Source organism: Cutibacterium sp. 37298 (assembly GCF_023838685.1).
Lineage (GTDB): Bacteria > Actinomycetota > Actinomycetes > Propionibacteriales > Propionibacteriaceae > Cutibacterium > Cutibacterium acnes.
Genome location: NZ_JAJNRJ010000002.1, coordinates 246,023 through 270,490 on the forward strand (window position 1 = coordinate 246,023; position 24,468 = coordinate 270,490).

Annotated in this window: 21 protein-coding genes; 4 read left to right on the top strand and 17 right to left on the bottom strand. The window is 58.9% G+C overall.

All coding sequences use genetic code 11. The features are described 5' to 3' along the window. Positions 1–41 precede the first annotated feature (41 nt). From LRP59_RS05655 to LRP59_RS05665, 3 genes are read left to right on the top strand one after another with little or no spacing between them, the layout of a single operon-like run. Positions 42–4,475, top strand: a complete 4,434-nt coding sequence (locus LRP59_RS05655) for an acyl-CoA dehydratase activase-related protein (RefSeq protein WP_002521598.1) — start codon at positions 42–44, stop codon at positions 4,473–4,475. A gap of 33 nt (positions 4,476–4,508) precedes the next feature. Then, the gene (locus tag LRP59_RS05660) at positions 4,509–5,072 is read left to right on the top strand and encodes a GNAT family N-acetyltransferase (protein ID WP_002513542.1); all 564 of its coding nucleotides are present in this window, start codon (positions 4,509–4,511) and stop codon (positions 5,070–5,072) included. Next, the gene (locus tag LRP59_RS05665) at positions 5,065–5,757 is read left to right on the top strand and encodes a DUF998 domain-containing protein (protein ID WP_002513543.1); all 693 of its coding nucleotides are present in this window, start codon (positions 5,065–5,067) and stop codon (positions 5,755–5,757) included. Before LRP59_RS05660 ends, LRP59_RS05665 begins: the two co-directional genes overlap by 8 nt. Before the next feature lie 55 nt (positions 5,758–5,812). Here the strand turns inward: LRP59_RS05665 and hisS are convergent, their stop codons facing one another. Together hisS and LRP59_RS05675 are read right to left on the bottom strand one after the other, a co-directional pair. Continuing rightward, a complete protein-coding gene (hisS, locus tag LRP59_RS05670) occupies positions 5,813–7,177 on the bottom strand; it encodes a histidine--tRNA ligase (protein ID WP_002513544.1) in 1,365 nt (454 codons plus the stop codon). Between the two features lie 99 nt (positions 7,178–7,276). Further along, on the bottom strand, positions 7,277–7,948 hold the full coding sequence (locus tag LRP59_RS05675) for an MBL fold metallo-hydrolase (protein WP_014604432.1): 672 nt from the start codon (positions 7,946–7,948) through the stop codon (positions 7,277–7,279). Here LRP59_RS05675 and LRP59_RS05680 point away from each other — a divergent pair. After that, a complete protein-coding gene (locus LRP59_RS05680) occupies positions 7,926–9,224 on the top strand; it encodes a DUF349 domain-containing protein (RefSeq protein ID WP_002521601.1) in 1,299 nt (432 codons plus the stop codon). The genes LRP59_RS05675 and LRP59_RS05680 overlap by 23 nt on opposite strands. A gap of 64 nt (positions 9,225–9,288) precedes the next feature. Here LRP59_RS05680 and LRP59_RS05685 read toward each other — a convergent pair whose 3' ends face one another. From LRP59_RS05685 to hisD, 15 genes are all read right to left on the bottom strand, one after another. After that, positions 9,289–11,613, bottom strand: a complete 2,325-nt coding sequence (locus tag LRP59_RS05685; protein WP_002513547.1) for a bifunctional (p)ppGpp synthetase/guanosine-3',5'-bis(diphosphate) 3'-pyrophosphohydrolase — start codon at positions 11,611–11,613, stop codon at positions 9,289–9,291. A gap of 129 nt (positions 11,614–11,742) precedes the next feature. Beyond that, positions 11,743–12,837: a TrkA family potassium uptake protein gene (locus LRP59_RS05690; RefSeq protein WP_002513548.1), complete on the bottom strand. Its 1,095-nt coding sequence runs from the start codon at positions 12,835–12,837 to the stop codon at positions 11,743–11,745. Positions 12,838–12,839: 2 nt separating this feature from the next. Next, complete coding sequence (locus LRP59_RS05695; protein WP_002513549.1) at positions 12,840–13,373, bottom strand: adenine phosphoribosyltransferase; 534 nt, start codon at positions 13,371–13,373, stop codon at positions 12,840–12,842. Then, positions 13,370–14,545 carry a protein translocase subunit SecF gene (gene secF, locus LRP59_RS05700; RefSeq protein WP_002513550.1) on the bottom strand — a complete coding sequence of 392 codons (1,176 nt, stop codon included), beginning with the start codon at positions 14,543–14,545 and terminating at the stop codon, positions 13,370–13,372. The genes LRP59_RS05695 and secF overlap by 4 nt, the downstream gene beginning before the upstream one ends. Position 14,546: 1 nt before the next feature. Continuing rightward, a complete protein-coding gene (gene secD / locus LRP59_RS05705) occupies positions 14,547–16,205 on the bottom strand; it encodes a protein translocase subunit SecD (RefSeq protein WP_032504748.1) in 1,659 nt (552 codons plus the stop codon). Positions 16,206–16,277: 72 nt separating this feature from the next. Next, positions 16,278–16,745 carry a preprotein translocase subunit YajC gene (yajC, locus tag LRP59_RS05710; RefSeq protein WP_002513552.1) on the bottom strand — a complete coding sequence of 156 codons (468 nt, stop codon included), beginning with the start codon at positions 16,743–16,745 and terminating at the stop codon, positions 16,278–16,280. A 24-nt stretch (positions 16,746–16,769) separates the two neighbouring features. Next, positions 16,770–17,798, bottom strand: coding sequence for a Holliday junction branch migration DNA helicase RuvB (gene ruvB, locus LRP59_RS05715; protein ID WP_002521605.1), 1,029 nt, complete (start codon positions 17,796–17,798; stop codon positions 16,770–16,772). 47 nt (positions 17,799–17,845) lie between these two features. Continuing rightward, the gene (gene ruvA / locus LRP59_RS05720; protein ID WP_002513554.1) at positions 17,846–18,451 is read right to left on the bottom strand and encodes a Holliday junction branch migration protein RuvA; all 606 of its coding nucleotides are present in this window, start codon (positions 18,449–18,451) and stop codon (positions 17,846–17,848) included. Beyond that, on the bottom strand, positions 18,448–18,993 hold the full coding sequence (gene ruvC, locus LRP59_RS05725) for a crossover junction endodeoxyribonuclease RuvC (protein WP_002513555.1): 546 nt from the start codon (positions 18,991–18,993) through the stop codon (positions 18,448–18,450). The genes ruvA and ruvC overlap by 4 nt, the downstream gene beginning before the upstream one ends. A gap of 41 nt (positions 18,994–19,034) precedes the next feature. Next, positions 19,035–19,829: a YebC/PmpR family DNA-binding transcriptional regulator gene (locus tag LRP59_RS05730; RefSeq protein WP_002513556.1), complete on the bottom strand. Its 795-nt coding sequence runs from the start codon at positions 19,827–19,829 to the stop codon at positions 19,035–19,037. A gap of 149 nt (positions 19,830–19,978) precedes the next feature. Further along, positions 19,979–20,746: a bifunctional 1-(5-phosphoribosyl)-5-((5-phosphoribosylamino)methylideneamino)imidazole-4-carboxamide isomerase/phosphoribosylanthranilate isomerase PriA gene (priA, locus tag LRP59_RS05735; RefSeq protein WP_002513557.1), complete on the bottom strand. Its 768-nt coding sequence runs from the start codon at positions 20,744–20,746 to the stop codon at positions 19,979–19,981. Positions 20,747–20,758: 12 nt separating this feature from the next. Next, positions 20,759–21,376, bottom strand: coding sequence for an imidazole glycerol phosphate synthase subunit HisH (gene hisH, locus LRP59_RS05740; RefSeq protein ID WP_002513558.1), 618 nt, complete (start codon positions 21,374–21,376; stop codon positions 20,759–20,761). Next, on the bottom strand, positions 21,369–21,989 hold the full coding sequence (gene hisB, locus LRP59_RS05745; RefSeq protein WP_002513559.1) for an imidazoleglycerol-phosphate dehydratase HisB: 621 nt from the start codon (positions 21,987–21,989) through the stop codon (positions 21,369–21,371). The genes hisH and hisB overlap by 8 nt, the downstream gene beginning before the upstream one ends. Then, entirely contained in the window at positions 21,986–23,116 is a 1,131-nt protein-coding gene (locus LRP59_RS05750; RefSeq protein WP_002521607.1) for a histidinol-phosphate transaminase, read from the bottom strand. The genes hisB and LRP59_RS05750 overlap by 4 nt, the downstream gene beginning before the upstream one ends. A 32-nt stretch (positions 23,117–23,148) precedes the next feature. Beyond that, positions 23,149–24,468 (bottom strand): histidinol dehydrogenase, encoded by a 1,320-nt coding sequence (hisD, locus tag LRP59_RS05755; RefSeq protein ID WP_002513561.1) that lies wholly within the window; start codon positions 24,466–24,468, stop codon positions 23,149–23,151.

The following is a 24,468-nucleotide window of genomic DNA, read 5'->3' on the forward strand; positions in this document are numbered from 1 at the left end:
CTACTGCTGCAAAGTGATTTCCACGGTGATGAAATGGAGACATGGACGCACACATCGGCAATGCGATTCCACCGGACGCGCAGGACCTTCGGATGGGTCTTGACGTCGGATCAACGACGATCAAGGCCGTCATCCTCGATCCCGACGAGAACATTCTTTTCGAGGACTACAGACGCCACCACGCCGATATCACCGGCGCTATGGCCTCTCTGCTCGCCGACGCCGCCGATGCCCTTCCCGGCGCAAAGGTGCGCGCGACCGTTACTGGATCGGCGGGATTGGGAACCGCAGAGGCATTGGGCCTTACTTTCATTCAGGAGGTCATGGCTGAGACGGCCGCCGTCCAACGTTGGAATCCCGACGCCGACGTGCTTCTCGAACTCGGTGGTGAGGATGCCAAGATCACCTACCTCAAGCCGGTCCCCGAACAGCGCATGAATGGTTCGTGTGCTGGTGGCACCGGTGCCTTCATCGACCAGATGGCTACCCTGCTGCACACCGACACTCCCGGCCTCAATGACCTCGCATCCCGGGCTAAGACCATCCATCCGATCGCCTCGCGCTGTGGTGTTTTTGCCAAGTCCGACCTTCAGCCCCTCATTAACGAGGGAGCCCGCCACGAGGATCTGGCTGCCTCGGTCCTGCAGGCTGTCGCCACTCAGTGCATTGCCGGCCTGGCATGTGGTCGCCCGATTCGGGGTAAGGTTATCTTCCTTGGCGGTCCGCTTCACTTTATGCCAAGTTTGCGAGACGCTTTCTCGCGCGTCCTCGACGGTAAGGTTGACGCGTACATCACCCCAGACCGCGCTCAGCTATACGTGGCTATGGGAGCAGCCCTGACGTCAACGTCTGAACCGGTAGATCTCGCGACAACTGCGAAACGTTCACGACACGCTCGTACTCAAAACGGGATTTCCCAGTCCATGCCACCGCTATTTCGTAGCGAGGAGGAATTAGACGAATTCAATCAGCGGCATTCTCACGCCAAGCTGCCACGCCTACCTTTACATGACGCTCGCGGTAGCCTCTTCCTGGGCATTGACGCCGGATCAACGACTATCAAGTCGGTCCTCCTTGATGAGTCCCTCAACATTGTCGCCTCTCACTACGCCTCTAATGAGGGTGACCCGGTGAGCGCGGCGGTGCAAATCCTCGCCGACCTGTACGACACTATGCCAGCAGAGGCCACTATCGCCCGTACCTGCACCACTGGGTACGGTGAGGGGCTCGTCAAGGCTGCACTAGAGGCCGAAGACGGCGAAGTCGAAACTATGGCCCATTACCGAGCCGCCGATCATTTGCTTCCCGGGGTGACCGCAATCATTGACATTGGTGGCCAGGACATGAAGTATTTGCGCGTCGTCGATCAGGTCATCGACTCTATCTCTGTCAACGAAGCGTGTTCGTCGGGATGCGGGTCCTTCTTGCAAACCTTTGCTGCCGGTATGGATACCGATATCGAATCATTCGCCTCCATGAGCCTGATGGCTCAGCATCCGGTAGATCTAGGTAGTCGCTGTACCGTCTTTATGAACTCCTCAGTTAAACAGGCACAAAAGGAGGGGGCCTCTCCCGCTGATATTGCTGCCGGACTGTCCTACTCAGTGGTCCGCAATGCCTTGTACAAGGTCATTAAGCTTACCGATCCGGCACAACTAGGGAACAAGGTTGTCGTCCAAGGTGGAACCTTCCTCAACAATGCTGTCCTACGTGCCTTCGAAAAGCTCACCGGTCGCGAGGTCGTTCGTCCCGCCGAGGCTGGCCTCATGGGAGCCTATGGAGCTGCCCTGACGGCTCACGCCCGGTTTCATGCCGGAGAGCCCACCACCTCCGAAGGCTTACGGGAGCGCGCTGAACTCGATGGTTTCACTGTTGAGACCCACCGCGACGACTGCATGTTGTGCCAAAATCACTGCCAACGCACCATCGCCACCTTCTCCGATGGTCGCGTCTTCGTCTCGGGCAACCGTTGCGACCGTGGCGCCGCGGTCACTAACCGCAAGATGGCCAAACTTCCGAAGTCTGAGCTGCCCAATGTGTTCGAGGCCAAGTACAAGAGGCTCTTTAGCTATCGGCGTTTGACGGCTAAGAAGGCCTTTCGCGGTGATTTAGGCCTGCCTCGCGCTCTCAATATGTACGAAAACTACCCATTCTGGTTCACGACTTTATCGGCACTCGGATACCGTGTCATGATCTCGGGACGTTCCTCCCATGCCCTATTTGAAAAGGGCATGGAATCGATCGCCAGCGAGAATATTTGTTATCCAGCTAAGCTTAACAACGGTCACGTTGAGGACCTTGTACAGCGTGGGGTGAAACGGATTTTTGATCCCTGTATCCGCTATGAGCAGGTCAGCGTGGCCGACGCCGACGCGCACTTCAACTGCCCGGTGGTTGCCTCGTACCCTGAGGTCATCAGGGCCAACGTCGAAAGTCTACGAGACAAGGACGTCGAGCTTATCTCGCCCTTCCTCTCGCTGGCCGATCCTGACAAGCTTGCTGAGCGGCTGGCTGAGGTTTTCGCCGATGATGATGTCACCGTCGATGAAACCGGCCGCGCCATTGCTAAAGGTTTGGAGGAAGATAAGGCTTTCCATGACGAAATCCGGAAAATGGGCGAGGATGCCTTGGCCTATATGGCCGAACACAACGTCCCGGGAATCGTACTGGCAGGCCGTCCGTACCATGTCGATCCGGAGATCCATCACGGAATTCCCGAGATGGTGAACTCCTTGGGAATGGCGGTACTAACCGAGGACTCGGTGGCCCATCTGGGAGCCGACTTACTGGAACGTCCACTACGCGTGCGCGACCAGTGGATGTTCCACTCCCGCCTCTACCAGGCCGCAGCCTTCGCCGGAACCCGTCCCGACCTTGAGTTGGTTCAGCTGAATTCATTCGGCTGTGGCCTTGATGCTATCACCACCGATCAGGTGCGTGAGATCCTGGCCGCGCGCGACCGTATTTACACCACCCTTAAGATCGACGAGGTATCCAATCTGGGAGCGGCTCGCATCCGAATGCGCTCGCTGCAGGCCGCATCGAAGGAACGAGCCAGCCATAACCGCAAGCTTGTGACTCATCCGTTATCGGATGACCGGGTGCCCTTCACCAAAGAGATGAAAGCTACTCACACCATTCTGGTGCCACAGTTGGCCCCCTACCAGACCTCCATCGCCGAGGCTGCCTTGCGGGCCTCTGGCTATCAGGTCGAGGTACTGAAGCAAGCTTCCCGAAGGAACATTGATTATGGCCTGTCGGTAGTCAACAATGATGCTTGTTTCCCGGCTATTGTCGTCATTGGGCAACTCGTGTCGGCACTGAAATCCGGCAAGTACGACCTTGATCACACCACACTTTTCCTTACGCAGACCGGCGGCATGTGCCGTGCCACTAATTACATCGGTCTGCTGCGCAAGGCTCTCAAGGATGCCGGGTTTGGCAATATCCCGGTCATCGCAGCTTCCCTGCAAGGAGTCGAGGACAACCCGGGCTTCTCCCTGACTGCTCCCCTCATCCACCGCATGGTGCAGGCCATTACCCTTGGCGACCTGCTGCAGAAGGTGCACCTTCGTACCCGTCCTTACGAGGCAGTTCCAGGATTGGCTGATCGCCTCATGCGCCGCTGGACGACCATAGCGCGCGAGCATTTCCTGAACGGTGGACATTCCACGACGTGGGGACGCAGAACGTCCTACAAGACCATCATCAACGGCATCGTTGACGATTTCGAACATCTCGACTTGGTCGATGGACCGCGTAAACCGCGGGTCGGTGTGCTTGGCGAGATTTTGGTGCAGTTCCATCCTGACGCCAATAACCACATCGTTGAGACCATCGAATCCGAGGGTTGTGAGGCTGTCCTGCCGGGCCTGATGTGGTTCGTCTACAACTGCTTGTCTGCTGGTGACTACAACTACAAGACCTTCGGCACCGACAAGTGGAGCCGTCACGTCAAAAAAGCTTTCCGAGCCCTGCTTATGCAGTATCAGAAGCCGGTCACCACAGCATTGCGCAAGTCGGCTCGGTTTGAAGTCCCGACCCCAATCACCGAACTCATGGCGGATGCCCAACGCATTGTTCAGCTCGGTAACCAGGCCGGTGAAGGCTGGTACCTCGTCGGTGAGATGGTCGACATGATCCGTGAGGGCGTACCGAATATCGCTGTTGTGCAGCCCTTCGCGTGCCTACCGAACCACGTCACCGGGCGTGGTATCTTCCGCGAGATCCGCCGTCAGTTCCCGCAGGCCAACGTGGTGTCTATCGATTATGATCCGGGGGCTTCTCAAGTAAACCAGCTCAACCGCATCAAATTGATGGCCGCTACCGCTCGAGATCGCAACGTCAGCGAGGAACGTGACGCCGGCCAGGCAGTGCGCCCGGAACCTGACGAGGAGATCCCAACCTCACCGCCGACAGCTTCACGCCCAGATCTCAACGGGAAACCGGTTATGGAGCTGTCTGTGCATCTGTAAGGGTCCTTGGGACCCGGTGCTATTGTCACCGTCATGAAACTGGTTGGCACATGTCCGATCCACACTGATCGGCTGGTGCTCCGCCGATGGTCGGTTGACGACGCCCAACAGATGTACGACAACTGGGCTAGTGACACCGAGGTCACACGGTTTGTGACCTGGCCGCCGCATCCCAACGTCGACGCGACCCGATTGCTGCTGACCGGTTGGGTACACGGCTACGGGGACCCCGCCATCTTCAATTGGGCAGTGTGGCTGGACGAGGTCATCATCGGGCAGATTGCTGTCGTGGACGTTGATACGAGAGTTAACCTCGCCGAACTGGGCTACTGCTTTGGCAGACGCTGGTGGAATCATGGCTACGCGACCGAAACGGTTAAAGCGGTGATGTCTTATTTGTTCGACACCGCCCAGGTCAACAAGGTTGAGGCCCGCCACGACCCGGCGAACATCGCCTCCGGGAGAGTAATGGAGAAGGCGGGAATGGTCGCCGAAGGGTTGCGGCGAGCATGCGTGATGGATTCGTGCGGCCCACGAGACTCCCAGTACCATGGCCTGCTGCGCAGCGAATGGAGAGGCCAGCAGGCTGATGACTGATCGTCGTGAGGTGACCTGCCGACGCTGGCGCGCTACCTTCCTCGTCCTCGCCTCGCTTGCTTCGCTTACCTGGGCCTTCGCGGGAGTGCTCAACCCGGCCATGAGCCAGCTGCACGCATTCGTTTCGGAGTATTCGGCGCGTGATCAGCCGTGGCGTTACCTCTTCCAGACCACCGATGTCATCATGGGGACATTGCTGTGTCTGGCAGGTCTGGCAACTCTCGTGTGGGCCCGACACCGCCCCCTCGGACGTCAGGGATGGTCGGGAGTTGGCTTCGTTGCAGGAGGGTTCTTCAGTGTCCTCGATGCCCTGGTTACGATGGACTGCTCTCCCACTCGTTCCCAAGCGTGCATGGCTGCTGAAGAGGCCGGACAGGTCAGTGTGAACCACATAGTCCACGTTGGGACCTCAACGATTGTCGTCGTCGGATTCGCGCTACCGATCCTGCTGCTCAACTCGACCATGACGAGATTCCGCGGATTCGGCCTTGTGGTGACGTGGGCTTGGGTTGTTTTTACCCTCCTCAACGGCATCGGTGCCGTAGGTTGGTTTGTCGGCACACCGATGGACTACACGGGAATCTGGCAGCGATTCAGCTTGGGACTGGGAACGCTGTGGTGGCTCATTCTGGCTGCCGATGACATCGTCACGGCGCGTGTTCAAGATCGCGCGCGCTCCTGCTGAGTTCCCTCACGCCGTCGCAACGTCCCAGGTCTACTGGGAGCCATCGTGGCCGAGGTCACCAGGTACCGATCACACCGGGATGAAGGTCTTCGGTAGGCGGGTTCCACGCCCCAGCATCAGCCTCAACCTGATCGCCCGACCGAATGTCCTTGACGGTGTCGGCGTCACGGTGGTCGGCGTGTTTGACGCCTGGGAACCACACAAACGGTATACCGCGACGATCAGCATGCTTGATCTGCTTCCCGAACTTGTCAGCCTTCGGAGCTACCTCGCATGGGATGCCGCGGGAACGCAATGCGGAAGCGACGACCTCCGAAGTAGCGCGATCCTCCTCAGTATTAACGGCAACGAGAACCGCCGAAGGAACCGAACGCGAGGAAGACAGCTCGCCGCGGGAAAGGATCGGCGCCAGCAAACGGGTGAGGCCCAGAGAGATGCCCACACCCGGGTAGACATGTTTACCATCGGAAGCAAGGGACTCATAACGACCCCCCGAGCATACTGAACCCATCGACTCGTGGCCGGTGAGCTCGGTTTCGTAGACGGTTCCGGTGTAGTAGTCGAGCCCGCGAGCGATTTTGAGGTTGGCAACCATGCGTCCGGGAACCGCCTTATTAACAGCAGCAACTACCCGGTTAAGGGAGTCCAGGCCCTCCTCGAGCATCTCATTGGCCACCCCCAACTCGCGTACCTTGGCAATAAAGGAGTCGTCGGCCGACTGAATAGAGGCCAGAGCGACGCACTTAGCCGCGGCGTCATCAGAAAGGTTCAACTCGTCGACAAGCAGCTTGCGGACGGCGTCCGGGCCAATCTTGTCGTACTTGTCGACCCGCTGTAGCACCGCCATCGGATCGGCGATGCCGAGCCCGCGATAGAACCCTTCGGAGAGCTTGCGGTTGTTGACGTGCATCGTAACGGTCGGAAATCCCAGCTCAGTGTGCAGTCGTTCAAGGGCTGACAGCATCACTAGCGGAGTTTCGACGTCGTGGTGCTCAGCAAGGATCTGGTCACCAACAATGTCGATATCGGCCTGGGTGAACTCGCGGTAGCGACCCTCCTGCGGACGCTCGCCACGCCACACTTTCTGAATCTGGTACCGGCGGAACGGGAAATACAGATGTCCAGCATTCTCCAGTACGTAACGTGCAAACGGGACGGTCAGGTCGAAGTGCAGGCCAAGGCGATCCTTCCCGGAACGCGTGTCGTGCGGGTCGGCGTGCAGCCGGTCGACGACGTAGACTTCTTTATCGATTTCTCCCTTGCGAGTGAGCTGTTCCATCGGCTCGACGGCGCGAGTACGAATCGGTACGAAGCCATGAAGCTCGAAGGTCTCCTCAAGAATCTGGGTCACATGGTTCTCTACCATCTGTCCTGAGGGCAGGAACTCGGGAAAACCGGACAGGGGCTTGAGACGGGCCATGAGGAAATCCTTCGAAAAGTTGAGAACAACAGCGGGTCACCCCGCAGCCTTTATTGTGCCAGTCTGAGGGCGATCGGGTGCATTCGCATGCAGTGAGGCCTAGCGGCGCCCCAAGAACGGATTGGTCAGACGTTCATTGGCCATCGTCGTTGGTCCGCCGTGTCCGGGGAGCACATGGGTGGAATCATCCAGGGGCCACACGACGTCGGAGAGGCTGTGTGACATCTGGGCAGGGTCGCTGCCTGGCATGTCAGTACGTCCGATAGATCCGGCAAAAACGACGTCTCCTGACATGACGATCGGACCAAACTCGGCGTCGATCGTACGAATCATGGAACAACCCGGGGTGTGGCCCGGTGCATGCAAGAACTCCAGGTCGAGGTTGGCGAACTGGTGATGGGAGAAGGGCTCAACGTCGACGACTTCTTCTGGCTCACGCAGGGTCGTCGACCCATACCACTGTTCGATAAGCGGGCGGGCGAAGTCGGAAAGCCCGGCCATCGGGTCGCTGAGCAGGTGACGGTCGTCACGAGGGCACAGCACCGGGATGCCGTACTCGTCCCCGACCTGTCGAGCAGAACCAATATGGTCGATGTGGCCGTGGGTCACAGCGATCGCCACTGGAACGAGGCGATGGGTTCTCAGGGCATCACCAAGGAACTCTTCAGCGCCCATACCGGGATCGACGATGACGCACTCAGACCCCTGTTCGCGCGCTAGCAGATAGCAATTGGTCTGAAAAGGACCTGTGATAAAGGACGCGATGAACACGTTTGGCAGTTTATCGGGCAAGATGGGGCGTATGAGTCACGCACAAGCTCCGCAGTCCTTCGGCCGCGTCGATGATGACGGCACCGTTTACGTCCGAACTAGTGACGGGGAGAGGTCTGTCGGCCAGGTGCCGGACTCCACTAGCGAGGAAGCCCTTGAATTCTTCGTGCGCCGCTATCGCGCCCTCGAGACCGAGGTGTCGCTGCTGGAATCACGAGTGAGCTCGGGCACCGCCTCGCCGGAGGAGGCACGGTCGGCCGCCAGTAAACTCGTCACATCTATCCATGAGGCCAATGCCGTTGGCGATCTGGAATCTCTCGCAGCCCGAGTGGAGGCATTGACCCCCACTATTGACGCCAAGGCGGAGACCCGCCGTGAGGAGCGCGCTGAAGCTAAGGCCCGCGCCAAGCAAGCTAAGGAGGAAATGGTAGCCCAGGCAGAGGCTATTGCTGCTGGCAGTGACTGGCGTGGTGGCATCGGAAAGTTTCGCGATCTACTTGACCAGTGGCGCCGTCTCCCCCGTATCGACAAGACGACTGACGACGAGTTGTGGCACCGTTTTTCCGGTGCTCGCACCGCATTTACCCGTCGTCGCAAGCAGCACATGGCTGAGCAGAACCACCTGCGCGAGCGCGCCCGCGTCGTCAAGGAGCACATCATTGAGGAGGCTCGTCCGCTGGCCGAGTCGACCGCCTGGGGCGAGACCTCTCGCCAGTTCCGCGATCTCATGAACCGATGGAAGGCCGCCGGACCTGCTCCCCGCGATGTCGATGACAAGCTCTGGAAGGAGTTCCGCGCTATCCAGGACACGTTCTTCGACGCCCGCACCGCGGCCCAAAGCCAGCAGGACGAAGAATACCGCGGTAACCAGGAGGTCAAAGAGCAGCTCCTTGACGAAGCAGAAAAGGATATTCTGCCCGTCAAGGACATTGAAGAGGCCAAGGTCAAGCTCCGCGCATTCCTCGAAAAATTCAATGAGGTTGGTCGAGTTCCTCGCGACGCCATGAAACGTATTGACGCCCGCGTCCGTGACTTGGAGCGTCAGGTCCACTCCGCTGAGGAAGCCGAATGGAAACGCACCGATCCGCAGGCTCGCGAACGTGCTCGCGCCACCGTCGATATGTTCAGCGCCCAAATCGACAAGTTAAACGCCCAGGTCGAGAAGGCTGAGGCCGCTGGTCGTACTAAGGATGCCGACAAGGCTCGCGAATCGATCAAGACCTACCAGACCTGGCTCGACGAGGCTCAGAAGGCACTCGACGAGTTTAGCGCCTGATGGTCACCGCTAACGGCCTCGGAACACTTCTCAGATCCGGGGCCGTTGGCGTTCTGGGCAACTTTCAAGACTTTACACGGAAGACGTCGTAAACCCCCGAGATTCGACGAATCGACTCAGCAAGGTGCTTGAGGTGAGTCGGATCGGGGGCTTCGAAGGTAAGCCGCAATCGAGCGAGATGAGACTTTGAGGTACTCATATTGGCTGAAATGACGCTTACCCCCTGCTCGGCGAAAACCCGAAAGGTATCGAGCAACAAACCGGCACGATCAAGGCCTTCCACCTGGATAGTGACCTGGTAGCTCTCTTGCCGATCATCAGACCACGACACCGAAACGATGCGCTCCGGGTGCTCAAGAAGATTCTTGGCATTGGAGCAATCTGTTCGATGTACTGAAACGCCGTCATAGCGCGTCACGAATCCCATGATGGGATCGCCGGGCAGCGGGGTACAGCATCGAGCCAGCTTGACGAGCATATCCGGATCGCCGTCGACCATAACCCCAGTTTCGCCACTGCGACGACGATGCGGCGCCTTGACGCCAACCGCCAGTTCTTCCTCGACATCGGCAGTGGCCTCTTCCGGACCGCCACCCAATGCGATGAGCTTCTCGACGACGGACTGGGCGCTGGCGTTGTGCTCTCCTACCGCTGCATACAAGGCGTTGATGTCGGGCACCCGGAGGTCGTCGGCCACCGCGGTAAGGTACTCGACAGTTAGCAACGATTGTAACGGCACACCGGCTTGACGTAGCTGCTTTGCGATAGCGTCCTTGCCGGCTTCAATGGACTCCTCGCGGCGCTCCTTAGTGAAGTAAGACTTAATCTTGGAACGAGCACGGGGAGAAGCGATGAACCCCAGCCAGTCCCGACTGGGCCCCGCATCAGGCGCGTTCGACGTGAGGATATCGACGACGTCGCCGTTGTTAAGTTTGGTATCGAGGGTGACAAGTTTACCGTTCACCCTGGCGCCGATACAACGGTGACCAACCTCGGTGTGGACGGCATAGGCGAAGTCAACCGGAGTGGCGCCCTGAGGAAGGCTCATAACATCGCCCTTGGGGGTAAAGACATACACCTCGCGAGAGTTAATCTCGAAGCGCAGCGAGTCCAGGAACTCGCTGGGATCAGATTCCTCCTTGGACCACTGGTTGAGAGACTGCACCCACGAAAGATCTGTGCCGTCAGGCTGAATCCCCCGACCGACAGCATTGGGGTTTTCCTTATACTTCCAGTGGGCTGCCACACCATACTCAGCGCGCCGGTGCATCTCGTGAGTGCGGATTTGCAACTCGACCGGCTGGCCGCCCGGCCCCAACACCGTGGTGTGCAAAGACTGGTACATGTTGTACTTGGGCATCGCGATGTAGTCCTTAAACCGACCCGGAAGAGGGTTCCATCGCACGTGCATGACACCGAGGGCTGCGTAACAATCGCGTGGAGTGTCGACAAGGATGCGCAGACCAGTGAGGTCGTAGATGTCAGAGAAATCCCGGCCCCGTACCACCATCTTTTGATAGATCGAGTAGTAATGCTTCGGTCGTCCGTAGACGGTGGCCTTGATGCCTGCTTCGTCAAGGTCCTGACGAACGATTGAGATGACGTCTTTGAGTTGCGCCTCCCGTTGCGGAGCCCGCTCCGCAACCATATGGACGATCTCGTCGTAGAGCTTCGGGTTAAGGGTGGAGAAGCACAGGTCTTCCAGCTCCCACTTGATGGCATTCATCCCGAGGCGGTGAGCTAGCGGGGCGAAAATCTCGAGGGTTTCCTTGGCAATACGGTTTTGCTTATCGGGACGTAGAAACCCTAGCGTGCGCATATTATGCAGCCGATCTGCCAGCTTGATGACGAGAACCCGAATATCTCGGCTCATCGCGATGACCATCTTGCGAATGGTCTCAGCTTTCGCAGAATCCCCGTATTGGACTTTGTCGAGCTTAGTGACCCCATCGACGAGAAGGGCGATTTCTTCACCGAAATCAGCAGTGAGCTGTTCGTTAGTGTAGGACGTGTCTTCGACGGTGTCGTGCAGGAGGCCGGCACATAGCGTCCGCTCGTCCATGCCAAGCTCAGCGAGGATCATCGTCACCGCGAGTGGATGTGTGATGTAGGGATCACCAGACTTACGAGACTGTCCGCGGTGGTAATGCTCAGCAGTGCGATATGCCCGCTCGATGATGGCGGTATCAGCCTTGGGGTGGTTGGCCAGCACGACCGAAATTAAGGGATCGGTGACGCTTTGCGTTGGGGCTGGTGGTTTCGGCGTCCCCCACCGGACAATGCGCTCGCGCATCCGCATGCGGGGCTGGGAACGCTGTTGACCCGGCTTCGGCTTGCCCAGGGTTCCCTTGCCCGAACCGTACGGGCCATAGACGCTATCGTCGGTCATCGCGTCACCTCCTGGCAAGCTAGACCTCTCATTCTAGTGGTATGCCGCGTCTCAGTGTCGGTTGAGTGTGCTGCCCGAGGGCTAGGTGCAACCAGCGCTGACAGCAAGGTCAGTCCTCTAGCGCTGTTCTCAGCGCACCAGGTCGCTTTCAGTTTGTGGTTCATGGCGACGTGGAACCGCTTTGCGCACGACCACGATGACGTCACCGGCCTGCAGCTGACCGACCGAGGGATCGTAGAAGTTGCGCAGCACGTCGTTTCGAATGACGGCTAGCACCCGTTCGTTTTGAATATCGGCTGGACGTGCGCCCACCTCGCTCTCGGAGACCATTCGCTGAACGACTTCCATGCCCTTGGAGCTGGACAACAAATCGTCCACGACGGTGCCAACGTACGGGTTAACCGACGACAGCCCGAGCAATCGTCCCACCGCGTCAGCAGATGTGACGGCAGCGTCGGCACCAGACTCGCGCAGCAGCGGGAGGTTCTCGTCCTCTCGACCGGAAACCACGATGTGGCAACGCGGGTTGAGCTGGCGCACCGTCAGCGTCGTCAGAATCGCCGAGTCGTCTCGGTTGAGGGTAATGACGACCTCCCGCGCCTTACTAATCTCAGCTCGCCTCAAGAGATCACGGCGAGTGGCGTCTCCCTCGAAGGCGGCCAGCCCGGACCGGTTGGCCTCAGCTACAGCAGAGGGGCGGGAATCAATGACGACGATCTTCTCGACGGGGACATCGTGGTTACGCAACGTATTGACCGCGCTGCGACCTTTCGTGCCATACCCGATGACGACGGTGTGATTCCTCATACGCTTCCTCCAAGCACTATCGAGCAGGCCGCGTCGCCCCTCATTGGCCAGCATCTCAAGGGTGGTACCGACTAACAGCACCAGGAAAGTGATGCGTAACGGCGTGATGATGAGGGCGTTGATGAGCCGCGCATGCGGCGCGACTGGGGTGATGTCACCGTAACCTGTGGTGGTGACGGTGACCGTTGAATAGTAAAAGGCGTCAATGAGCGAGACGCCGTCTCCAGCGGTGGAATCAACATACGAGTCTCGATCGACCCACACAATCAACGTACTGACCAGCAGCAATACCGCCGACCAGGCCAATCGCTTAACCAGCTCCCAAAAAGGTTCAGTCGCTTTGAATGGAAGCTTGACCAAAGCGGTCTGTTCGAAGACGCTATGGCGTCCCGAGGATTCGGGTGATTCCGAGACCATGATCAGATTGTGAGAACTGCGTTGACAGGGCCGATTCCGGCGCGATCGAGTTTCTCGCGACCGCCCAGAGCCGACAGCTCTATGAGCACCGATACACCAACCAGTTCTGCGCCCAACTGCTCCACGAGAGAGGCCGTAGCGCGAACTGTGCCGGCTGTCGCGAGGACGTCATCGACGATGAGCACCTTGGAACTAGGCTGCACCGCATCCTGATGGACTGTCAGGGTCGCAGAGCCGTACTCCAGCACGAATGACTGAGAGTAGACGTCGCCAGGAAGTTTCCCGGGTTTGCGGACAGGAACAAATCCCGCTCCGAGGGAGAGAGCTACCGGCCCAGCGAACATGAATCCACGTGCCTCCATACCGAGGACGACGTCCACGTCACGAGAAGCAGTGTCTACGAGTTCAGAGACCGCAGCCGCATAGCCATTGGGATTTGCCAGTAGCGGAGTAATGTCCTTAAAAGTGACCCCGGGCTCCGGAAAGTCCGGGACATCCCGGATCAGGCTAGCAATGAGGTCCTTACGGTAGGTCATTTCTTCCTCTCGGCACGGGTAAAACGACGTGGCTGGTGACGATCGCCCCCGGTGATAGTCGTAACGTCGCGTGGACCTTCCGCGGCAACGGTCTCAGCGGTTACCTGTGGTGCCTTCTGAGCGGCCCGCTCACGGCGACGCAGAACACGCGCAGTGTGCTCTTTCATGGCTGGCTCGTGCTCACGCAATTGGGTAAACACCGGGGTTGCAATGAAGATCGAGGAGTAGGCACCAACGATCATTCCGACGAACAGGGCCAGGCCAAGGTCTTCGAGCGGCCCGGACCCCAGCACAAAGGCACCAGCGAAGAGCAACGCGGCGACGGGTAGCACGCCCACGATGGTGGTGTTAATAGACCGCACCAGCACCTGGTTGACGGCTCGGTTAGCGCCCTCAGCAAAGGTGTAATCACGCTTGTCGATGTCCTGGACATTCTCGCGCACCTTATCGAAGACCACGACGGTGTCGTACAACGAATAGCCCAGAATCGTTAGCACACCAATGACTGTTGACGGTGAAACCGTGAATCCAACCAGCGCATAGATACCGATGGTGACGATGAGATCGTGTAAGAGGGCCACCAAAGCAGCAATAGACATCTTCCAATGCCGGAAATAGGCCCAAATCTGCAGCATCACCAAGACCAGGAATACCACCAACGCCTTAATGGCCTTGCCAGTGATCTGCTCACCCCACTGACTGCCGACCTTAGAGTAGGTGACCGAGCTCGTCTTCGTCCCGGTGGCCTTAGCAATGGCCTCCTGAACCTTCGTAGTCTCGTCACTGTTGAGAGCCCGAGTCTGCACCTGAACAGCATCCGAGCCGAGGCTGACGACCTCAGTTGCGTCCATATCGGGAGCACCCGAGGACAGCACCGACTTTCGGACCTCGTCGATAGTAGAGGTAGCAACGTGGGCCGGAGCTCGGAACTGCACGCCACCCTTGAACTCAATACCGAGATTCAGACCACGTATTAGCAGGCCGATAAACGAGATGATGATGACGGCTGCAGTGATGGTGTACCAGATCTTGCGGCGCTGGATAAACCCGTAGGAGATCTCACCGGTGTACAGGGCATGGGTGAAGTTATGCTTGCGCTTCTTGCTGGTCGCGCCGTCGCTAGGACGCTTTGTAGCAACATACGAGGTCCGGGCGTTCATGTCGTCAGCCATCTCAGGCCTCCTCCGACTCGATGGTGCGCTTTGCTCTTGAAGCAGATCGCCTGCTTCTCCGACCAAGCAGCTGGCTCTCAGTCACGCCCATATGCTCCGCCTCGAGGCCAGAACCGCGTCGGCCTTCTCCCCAGAACCTTGTGCGTCCCAACACGGTCACGATGGGATGGGTGAAGAAGAAACAAATAATGAGGTCGATCACTGTGGTCAGACCGAGAGTGAAGGCAAATCCCTTCACCTGATCTACAGACAGCACGAACAAGACGATGGCAGACAATAGGGACACGCCGTCAGCCATGAGGATCGTGCCCCGGGCCTTTGCCCAACCAGTCTGAAGAGCCGTGCGTAGCGTACGACCCTCGCGGATCTCGTCTCGGATGCGTTCGAAGTAAACGATAAAGGAGTCTGTTGTCACGCCGATAGCCACGATCGCGCCGGCGATACCAGCCAGCGAAAGAGTGAATCCGACGGCCTCGCCGAGCAACACCATGGCTGCGTAGGTAGTGATACCAGCAATGACGAGGGAGCCAAGGGTCACCAATCCCAGGCCCCGGTAGTACAGCAAGCAGTAGCCGCCGACCAGAATAAGGCCAATGATGCCAGCGATAATGCCAGCTCGAAGCTGCTCACCCCCAAGGGTAGGCGAAATGTTGTCGACGCTGGAAATATCGAACGACAGAGGAAGAGCACCGTATTTCAAGACGTTGGCGAGATCAGCCGCGCTGTCTTGGGTGAAGTGACCAGAGATCTGAGCCTCGCCACCGTTAATCGGGCAGGACGCGCCGGTATCGCCGTTGAGCTGCGGGGAAGAGATGACTTTACCATCAAGGACGACCGCAAACTGATTCTGCGGGCTCATCTTAGAACACAGGTATGTCGTAGCGTCACTGAACGAGGTGGTGCCAATGGAATTGAATTTCAAGTTAACCACGTAGGACAACTGCCCTTGCGGGATACCTGAATCAGCACTAACCACCTGGGTACCGGTAATGGCGACCGGGGACAACAAATATTTCATGGTGCGTTCACGATCACAGGTCACGAGTGACTTATCATCTGGCGAATCAACCGACTTCGCACACTTATAGTCCTCGAAGGCCTTCTGATCTTCAGGCGTGGGTTTCCACTCCTCGGCAGCCTTTACCATCTTGGCAGCCGACTGAGGATCCTTCTCGTTGTACTGCGAAGCACTGGATGTGGTACCACCCTTGGAACTAGCAGACGCATCTGGGGTAGCCGAGGCGCTGGCACTAGGCTCAACAGTAGGAAGGGCAGATGGTGCAGATGGCTTTGCCTTTCCGGGGGTCGGGCTCTTCTGGCTCACTGGTTCCTCTGCATAGACCATACGGAATCCAAGTTGAGCGGTCTGACCGACCATCTCCACAAGCTTGGAGCTCTCGACGTTCGGGGCCGACACGACGATGTTGCGATCACCCATCGTCTTGACCGATGATTCGCCCACTCCGAGCGCGTTCACTCGCTGCCCGATGATGAGACGGGCTTGCTCGAGACTCGTCGCTGACGGAGCTTTGCCGTCTTCCGTCTTGGCTGTCAGAGTAACGGAGGTGCCTCCCCTGAGGTCCAAGCCGAGCTTGGGTGACCAAGTACGCATAACTCCCATGAGTACGTACATGACAATGATGATTACCAGGAAGATCACCAAGGTTCTACCCGGATGATGTGTTCGCTTTTTCGTTGCCACGTCGAATAAATTCCTTGATCTTGGTGGATATCAGGCCTGCGGCTGCTCATCAGAGGTATGAGCATTTACAGCCGAGGCCTCGGGAGAGGTCAGCACATCACTCGCCGGTTCGGTAGCGACATCATCATGAGCCGTGGAGTTCTCGGTCAGGACGTCATCAGCGAACGCGAACTCCTCCTCGTCACCAGCGGGCCGAACAATCGCCTGCTTGAGAACGCTCACCTCAACGCCCGGGGCAAGCTCAACCACGGCTTGTTTGTCCCCGATATGGGTAATGGTTACGAACAGGCCGCTGCTCAGCACGACGCGAGTACCAACCTCAAGACGTGACTCGAGTTGAGCGCGCTCCTCCTGCTGCTTTTTGACCTGCCGCTTGCCCTGCCACACCGTGAAACCAATGAGCACGATAAAAATGATCAGCAGGGGCATGAATCCGCCCAGCGGGCTAGCGAGAAGAGGCATAAAACGTTCCTTGTCTTCGGGGGTGACCGGGGTCATGCTACCCCGACTCGGTCAATGTGGTCAGAACAGCCCCTCACCGGAACTGTCGGGAGGTGGTTCAAGGCCGAGATGTCGCCAAGCTCGATCCGTAGCGACGCGGCCCCTCGGGGTGCGCATGAGAAAACCAAGTCGTACCAGGAAAGGTTCAGCAACTTCCTCAACCGTCTGTGGTTCCTCCCCCACGCTAATAGCAAGGGTTGACAAGCCTACCGGCCCGCCCCCGAACTTTAGACACACCGCATGGAGAACCGCCCTGTCGAGGCGGTCCAGACCCAACGGATCAACCTCGTAGAGGTCAAGGGCGGTCTCGGCTCCTTGCGGCGTCACAGGAGACTCATGATGAACGTCTGCCCAGTCACGGACCCGTCGCAGCAAGCGGTTCGCGATACGGGGCGTACCGCGAGACCGCGACGCAATCGTGTGCGCCGCACCTTCAGCAAGCTCAACTCCGATGACCCCAGCCGATCGCGTCACGATTCGTTCGAGATCGGCTACCTCGTAGTAGTCAAGCTGGGCAGTAAAACCGAAGCGGTCACGCAACGGCCCCGGAAGCAGCCCGGCTCGCGTCGTCGCCCCCACCAGCGTGAACGGTGGTATCTCAATCGGAATCGCGGTAGCTCCCGGCCCTTTACCCACAACAACGTCGACCCGGAAATCCTCCATAGCCAGGTAAAGCATTTCTTCGGCAGGCTTGGACATCCGGTGGATCTCGTCAAGAAAGAACACTTCGCCGGGTACTAACGAGGACAAGATCGCAGCCAGATCCCCGGCGTGCTGAATGGCAGGACCCGAGGAAATACGGATTGGTGCCGACATTTCGGAGGCAATAATCATGGCCAAGGTCGTCTTCCCAAGACCTGGCGGTCCCGACAGCAGAACATGGTCGGGGGTCGTACCACGGGACTTCGACGCGGCAAGGACCAGACCTAGCTGATCGGCGACTCGCTGTTGTCCTCCGAACTCTGCCAGTGCGCCAGGACGTAAAGCTGCTTCTTCAGCCTTTTCAGGGGGTTCGGCCGACGGATCGACGGGCGAGTGTTCCACCGACATTCTCCTTCCTGACGACTCTTATCAGTCTGCCAGAGGCATCCGACATGTCACCGCGCCAAACTACGCAACGCCGCTCGCATGAGGTTGCCGATGCTCATAGCTGGATCGGCTTCCTTGAGAGCAACCACCTTGTCGACGGCCTTCTCCGCGTCTTTAGTCGACCAGCCCAAGCCGACCAGCCCTTCCGCCACCTGTTCCCGCCACGGTGCGGCCACATGGGTTGCTCCGCTCGCCGAAGCTCCGCGTGGGGCAAGGGCTGCGACCTTGTCCTTGAGCTCCAGGATCATTTTCGCCGCACCTTTGCGACCAATACCGGGAACGCGGCATAGAGTTGCGTCATCTTCTTCGGTAATCGCCGTGGCTAGCTGAGCAGCATCAAGGACACTCATAATCGCTGCAGCTAATTTGGGACCGACTCCCGACGCGGTTTGCACCAGCTCAAAAGCATCGCGATCATCAGCTTCGACGAACCCGTAAAGAGTCAGGGACTCCTCTCTCACAACCAGGGAAGTGTGCAGGGACATATCTTGGTTGATGCGAGCACTCGCAGCTGTGGCAGGAGGGCATAGCACCTTGATACCGACCCCATGATTGTCAAGGACGACCCAAGTCGGGCCGGCAGCACTTACCGTGCCGGAAAAATGGGAAATCACCGGGCTAGGTCCTTCCAAGAACGGGGCACACGCCGACCGCGTCGTTGCGTAGCCACAGCAGCTTCAATGCGACGAGCCGCCCCGCCACGCCACAGGTGGCAGATCGCCAAGGCGACAGCGTCGGCAGCATCAGCAGGCTTGGGAGGAGCCGAGAGCCGCAACACCCGTGCCACCATGAAACCCACCTGGGCTTTGTCGGCTCGTCCTGAACCCGAGATTGCCGCTTTAACCTCACTTGGAGTGTGAAGAGCAACTGGAAGACCATGCCGGGCGGCAATCATCATCGCGATTCCGGCTGCCTGAGCGGTACCAGCTACCGTATTGCGGTTGTGCTGGGCAAACACTTTCTCGACGGCAATGGCATCGGGGCGGGTGTGGTCACGCCACTCCTCCAGCCCGTCGTGGATGCGCAGTAGTCGGTGTGCATGATCGAGGTCGGCAGGAGTACGAATGACGCCCACGGCAATGAGCTTCAGGGAGGATCCTAACCCACCTTCAACGACGCCAACCCCGCACCGGGTTAAACCAGGGTCGACCCCCATGACCCTTGTAACACGCCGGTCGGGGGTCGACTTTGGAATGCTCACTCCTCCTCGTCAAGAGCTGCTGCAACCTCGGCGGGGATATCAACGTTGGAGAACACGTTCTGGACGTCGTCGAGATCTTCGAGAGCATCAAGGATCCTGTAAAGCTTGCGGGCGTCCTCAAGCTCGACACGCTGGGTGAAGTCTGGCTTGAACGACACCTCAGCGGAGTCGTAATCAATACCGGCACCCTGGACGGCTTTACGGACATCAACAACAGCGCTCGGATCCGAAATAATCTCAAAGACCTCGCCCTCATCAACGATGTCCTCAGGCTCAGCATCGATGGTTGCCTCCATGAGCTGGTCCTCATCCACCTCACGGGTCTCTGTCTTGCGGCCCTCCTCAACCTCGTAGGTCTTCGAGACTGAGACAACACCCTTGCGCTGGAACAGACGCTGCACAGAACCACCGTCAGCCATGGTTCCGCCGTTGCGGGTAACGGCCACGCGGACGTCAGAAACGGCGCGATTGCGATTGTCAGTCAGGCACTCGATGAGGATGGCAACGCCAGCGGGGCCATAGGCCTCGTACATAATCGTCTCGTAATTGACGGCGTCAGCGCCCTCACCAGACCCACGCTTAACAGCACGGGTGATGTTGTCGTTAGGAACCGAGCTCTTTTTCGCCTTCTGGATGGCGTCGTAGAGGGTCGGGTTGCCCGACGGGTCTCCACCCCCGAGGCGGGCGGCCACCTCAATATTCTTAATCAGGCGAGCGAAAAGCTTGCCACGCTTGGCGTCAATGGCCGCCTTCTTGTGCTTGGTGGTGGCCCACTTGGAGTGACCGCTCATGAACGGTGTCTTCCTTCCTCGAATGTCGCAGTTATTGGCCCAGCGGGGCTAAGCATCCGGCGCAGGACGAGCCTACGCACACAGTGGAACAGTCTACACTCCCCGTCTGAGAACGAATCAGAGGAAGAAAAACCACGATAAATCGGCGCTCAGTCGGTAGGAGGCATCGGCGATGAATCAGCCGGGATGGGGGCCCGGCACACATCCAAGGCCGCAGGCAAGGTGAAATTGCCGACGTACAGAGCCGTCCCGACGATCGCGCCCTCAACACCGATCGGGACTAAACCGCGCAGGCGTCGCAAATCCTCCAGCGCGGCAATACCACCTGAAGCGACAACTTTGCCTTGGGTACGAGCGCAAATCCGCCCCAGAAGCTCGTAATTAGGGCCGGTTAGCATGCCATCACTGGCGACGTCGGTAACGACGTATCGCCTACACCCGGCGTCCTCCAAGCGCGCCAGAACGTCGAGAACCTTTCCGCCCTCGCGCGTCCATCCACGAGCCGCCAGCTGATCGCCACGCACGTCTAAGCCGATCGCTACCTGTTCGCCATAACGCCCGACTACTTCGTCACACCACTGAGGGTCCTCGAGGGCAGCGGTACCGATATTGACCCGGGTCGCGCCAGCGGACAATGCGGACTCGAGACTCCTTTGATCTCGGATACCCCCCGAAACCTCAACGTTAATGTCCAACTGCTCAACGACGCTGCTGATGATCTTCGTATTGGATCCATGTCCGAAGGCAGCATCAAGATCAACCAGGTGAATCCATTGGGCTCCCAGGCCTTGCCACTTCTGAGCGACATCGAGAGGGTCGCCAAATGCCCGTTCAGAACTGGCCACCCCCTGTTGCAGCTGGACGGCACGACCGCCCTGGACATCAACGGCTGGAAGCAGCGTGAGTTCTCCGGTCACAGAATCAGGCTATCAACTCAGCTGATTCAGCCAGCGTGTGAGCAAAGCGAGACCTGCTATCCCCGACTTTTCAGGATGGAACTGCGTGGACGTTACCGGGCCATACTCTGCGGCTGCGACAAAGGTGGCTCCCTGATGGGTCGCAGTGGTGAAGTGGTCGTGAGGTCCGGTAACGACCACACCATAGGAATGGACGAAGTAGAACCTCTCTTGCACGCCCTGGAATAAGGCTGAGTCGGTGGCCGGTGTCACTGTGTTCCACCCCATATGGGGCAGTCGCTCTGCTGGCAGCTCCTCAACGACGCCAGGAAGAACACCAAGGCACTTGACGTCAACGTCGCGTTCACGTCCTCGCTCGAAAAGCATCTGGTGGCCCACGCAGATACCCAGCAGAGGTCGTCCCTCGTCAACCCATTGACGGACAAGACGGGCCCCGCCCATAGCCCGCAACCCTGTCATACACACCGCTAACGCTCCCACTCCGGGGAGGACGAGAGCGTCGGTATCGAGTAGGGCACTCGGGTCGTTGGAAACGATCACCTCGGCACCTACCTGACGCAACGCACGTCTAGCGGAGTGAAGGTTTCCTGATCCATGGTCGATAATGCCGACCCGCACCGGATCAGACATTGAGAGCGCCTTTAGTGCTGGGGACACGACCGGCATTACGGGGATCCGGTGCTATCGCAATTCTCAGCGCCCGGGCCAGCGCTTTGAACTCGGCCTCGCAGATGTGGTGGGGGTCGCGTCCTGCCAGCAGACGCAGGTGAACGCACAGACCGGCGTTGAAAGCTAAGGAGTGCATGACGTGGTAGGTCATCGAACCCTGGTAGGACACGCCAGAACCACCAATACGAACGTACGCCTGCCCCTCGGGCTCACCCGAGCACGCCACCCACGGTCGTCCAGCAACGTCAACAACGCACTGGGCAAGGGCCTCGTCGAGGGGAACCACGGCGTCACCAAAACGCGTGATACCGCATTTATCCCCCAAGGCCTGAGCAAGAGCCTGGCCCAAAGCAATAGCCGTGTCTTCAATACTGTGGTGACCATCGATCTCGACGTCACCGGTAGTGGTGATCGTCATATCGATACCTGAATGCTTCGACAATGTCGTCAGCATATGGTCGTAAAATCCAACCCCGGTAGAGATAGTGGACTCCCCCGCCCCATCGAGATCAATTGCGACGTCGACAGTGGATTCCGAGGTCTCGCGGTAAATGTGAGCGCGACGATGGGTCATTGATCCTCCTCCGGGACGAGACGCGGAGCGGTGGGAAGGACGTCAAGCAAAGCGGTACGGAAAGCGTCGGTCTGGCATGGGGTTCCGGCGCAGACGCGCAAGTAGCCAGTTGGTCCGACCTCTCGGATGAGCACACCGCGATCAAGCAGCGCCTGGAATACCGCGTGACGATCAGCGAACCTGCCGAAGAGGACGAAGTTCGACTGTGAGGAAACGACGTCCAACCCGTGCAGTTGCAGCCAGTCCTCCAGGTTTGCGCGGGTCTCACGCAACTCGTCGACCCGCGCAAGCATCTCGGGGGCATGAGCGAGGGCAACTCTCGCCACCACCTGTGACACGTCCGAGAGATGATAGGGCAGCCGCACCATCTGCAGCGCGTCAACGACGGCCGGTGCGGCCACCGCATACCCCAGTCGGCCACCCGCCAGGGCGAAGGCCTTGGATAGGGTGCGCACCACAATGAGCCGACCGTACTTCGGAAGCAAAGCAATCGAGGAGTCCTCCGGAGCGTCTGTGAACTCCTGATATGCCTCGTCAACGACGACGATGGTGTCGGTGCCAGCACACACCTCGTCAATGACGGCGACCGGGATAGTGGTTCCGGTGGGGTTATTTGGCGTCGTCAGTAAGACGACATCCGGCTTGACCTCCTCGATTGCCGACAGTATTTCGTCAGTTGTCAGTCCCCAGGAGGCGTTGCGAGGACGAGTGACGTAATTCGTGTGAGTATTGCGGGCATACTCGGGATACATCGAGTAGGTCGGTGTGAAGGTCAGCATAGAGCGTCCTGGACCACCAAACGCCTGCAAAATATGGGTCATAACCTCGTTGGAGCCATTAGCAGGCCATATCTGGGAGCTGCTAATACCGAAGCCGATATATCGGGCCAGATCCTCGCGAAGGCCGGTGGCTTCCCGGTCGGGGTAGCGGTTAAGACTCTTGGCAGCCTTGGCAACAGCCTTGGCCATGTCCTTGCGCACCGCCTCCGATGGCGGATACGGATTTTCGTTGACGTTCAGGCGTACCGGGACGTCAAGCTGCGGAGCCCCGTATGGTTGTGCCCCGACAAGTTCGGAGCGCAGCGGAAGATCCGCCAACTGGATAGAGTTAGGCTCCGGCTTAGCCACCGGACGGGGCTGGCTGGTCTGTCGATGTTGAGTCAACGTGACCTCCTCACAGTGATGGCATTGGCATGGCCGGGCAAATTCTCCGCCAAGGCAAAAGCCTCAACGGAATCGGCCAGTTCGAGTAGGGCATCCTCGGTGTAGTCGATGACGTGGACGGCGCGCATGAAGGAACGCACCGACAGACCAGACGAGTGGCAGGCTGCTCCTGCCGTGGGAAGGACGTGAGTGGATCCGGCTGAGTAATCCCCAAGAGAGACAGGCGCCCATGGGCCGACGAAAATGGCGCCAGCGTTCCAGACCCGAGCAGCGACTGCGGCAGCATCGGCCGTCTGGATCTCGAGATGCTCGGCGGCATACGCATTGACCACTTCGAGGCCCTGATCAATATCACGTACCATGACGATGGCCGACTGCTTGGATGTCAGCGAGGTGCGAATGCGCTCGGAATGTAAGGTGGCACTGACCATCGGGGCAAGTTCTCGTTGCACAGCTTCGGCCAGTGTGGTCGAGTCTGTGACAAGCACTGCGGCAGCCAGCGTGTCGTGCTCAGCCTGGCTCATAAGATCAGCAGCAATGTGACGCGGGTCAGCAGTCTCATCGGCCAGGATGGCGATTTCGGTGGGCCCAGCCTCCGAATCGATGCCGACGGTGCCACGCAGGCAGCGCTTTGCCGCGACTACGTAGATGTTGCCTGGACCCGTAACCATGTCGACGCGCGGACAGGAATCTGCCTCGTCGGAGCCCTCAACACCGTAAGCGAACATGGCGATCGCCTGGGCGCCACCAACGGCGTAGACCTCATTGACACCCAGTAGATGACACAGCGCCAAGATGCTCGGGTGCGGCAACCCACCAAACTCCGCCTGGGGCGGAGATGCTACAGCGATAGACGAGACACCGGCCTCCTGCGCAGGAACGACGTTCATGATGACCGACGATGCCAGCGGAGCGAACCCACCCGGAACGTAAAGGCCTACACGCCCGACCGGGACGATGCGCTGGCTCACCCGCGCGCCACCTGCCACCTCAACCGGTTGGGACGAGGTCTCCACCTCAGCTTCCTGACATACCTGACGACGACGTCGAATAGATTCGCTGAAAGCCCGACGCAAGGTGCCGTCGAGGTTCGCAGCTGCCGTGGCGAGAGCCTCGACCGGAACGCGCAGATGCTCGGGAACCACATGGTCGAATTTCTCGCTGTACTCACGTAGCGCCTCAACGCCACGATCCCTCACCGCGGAGCAGACAGGGATGACGGCCGCCATGGCGGCATCGACATCGAAGTCCGCGCGAGGCACGGCGCAACGCAGGTCGTCAGTGGTCTCACTGGTCACATCGACGATTCTCAGCAC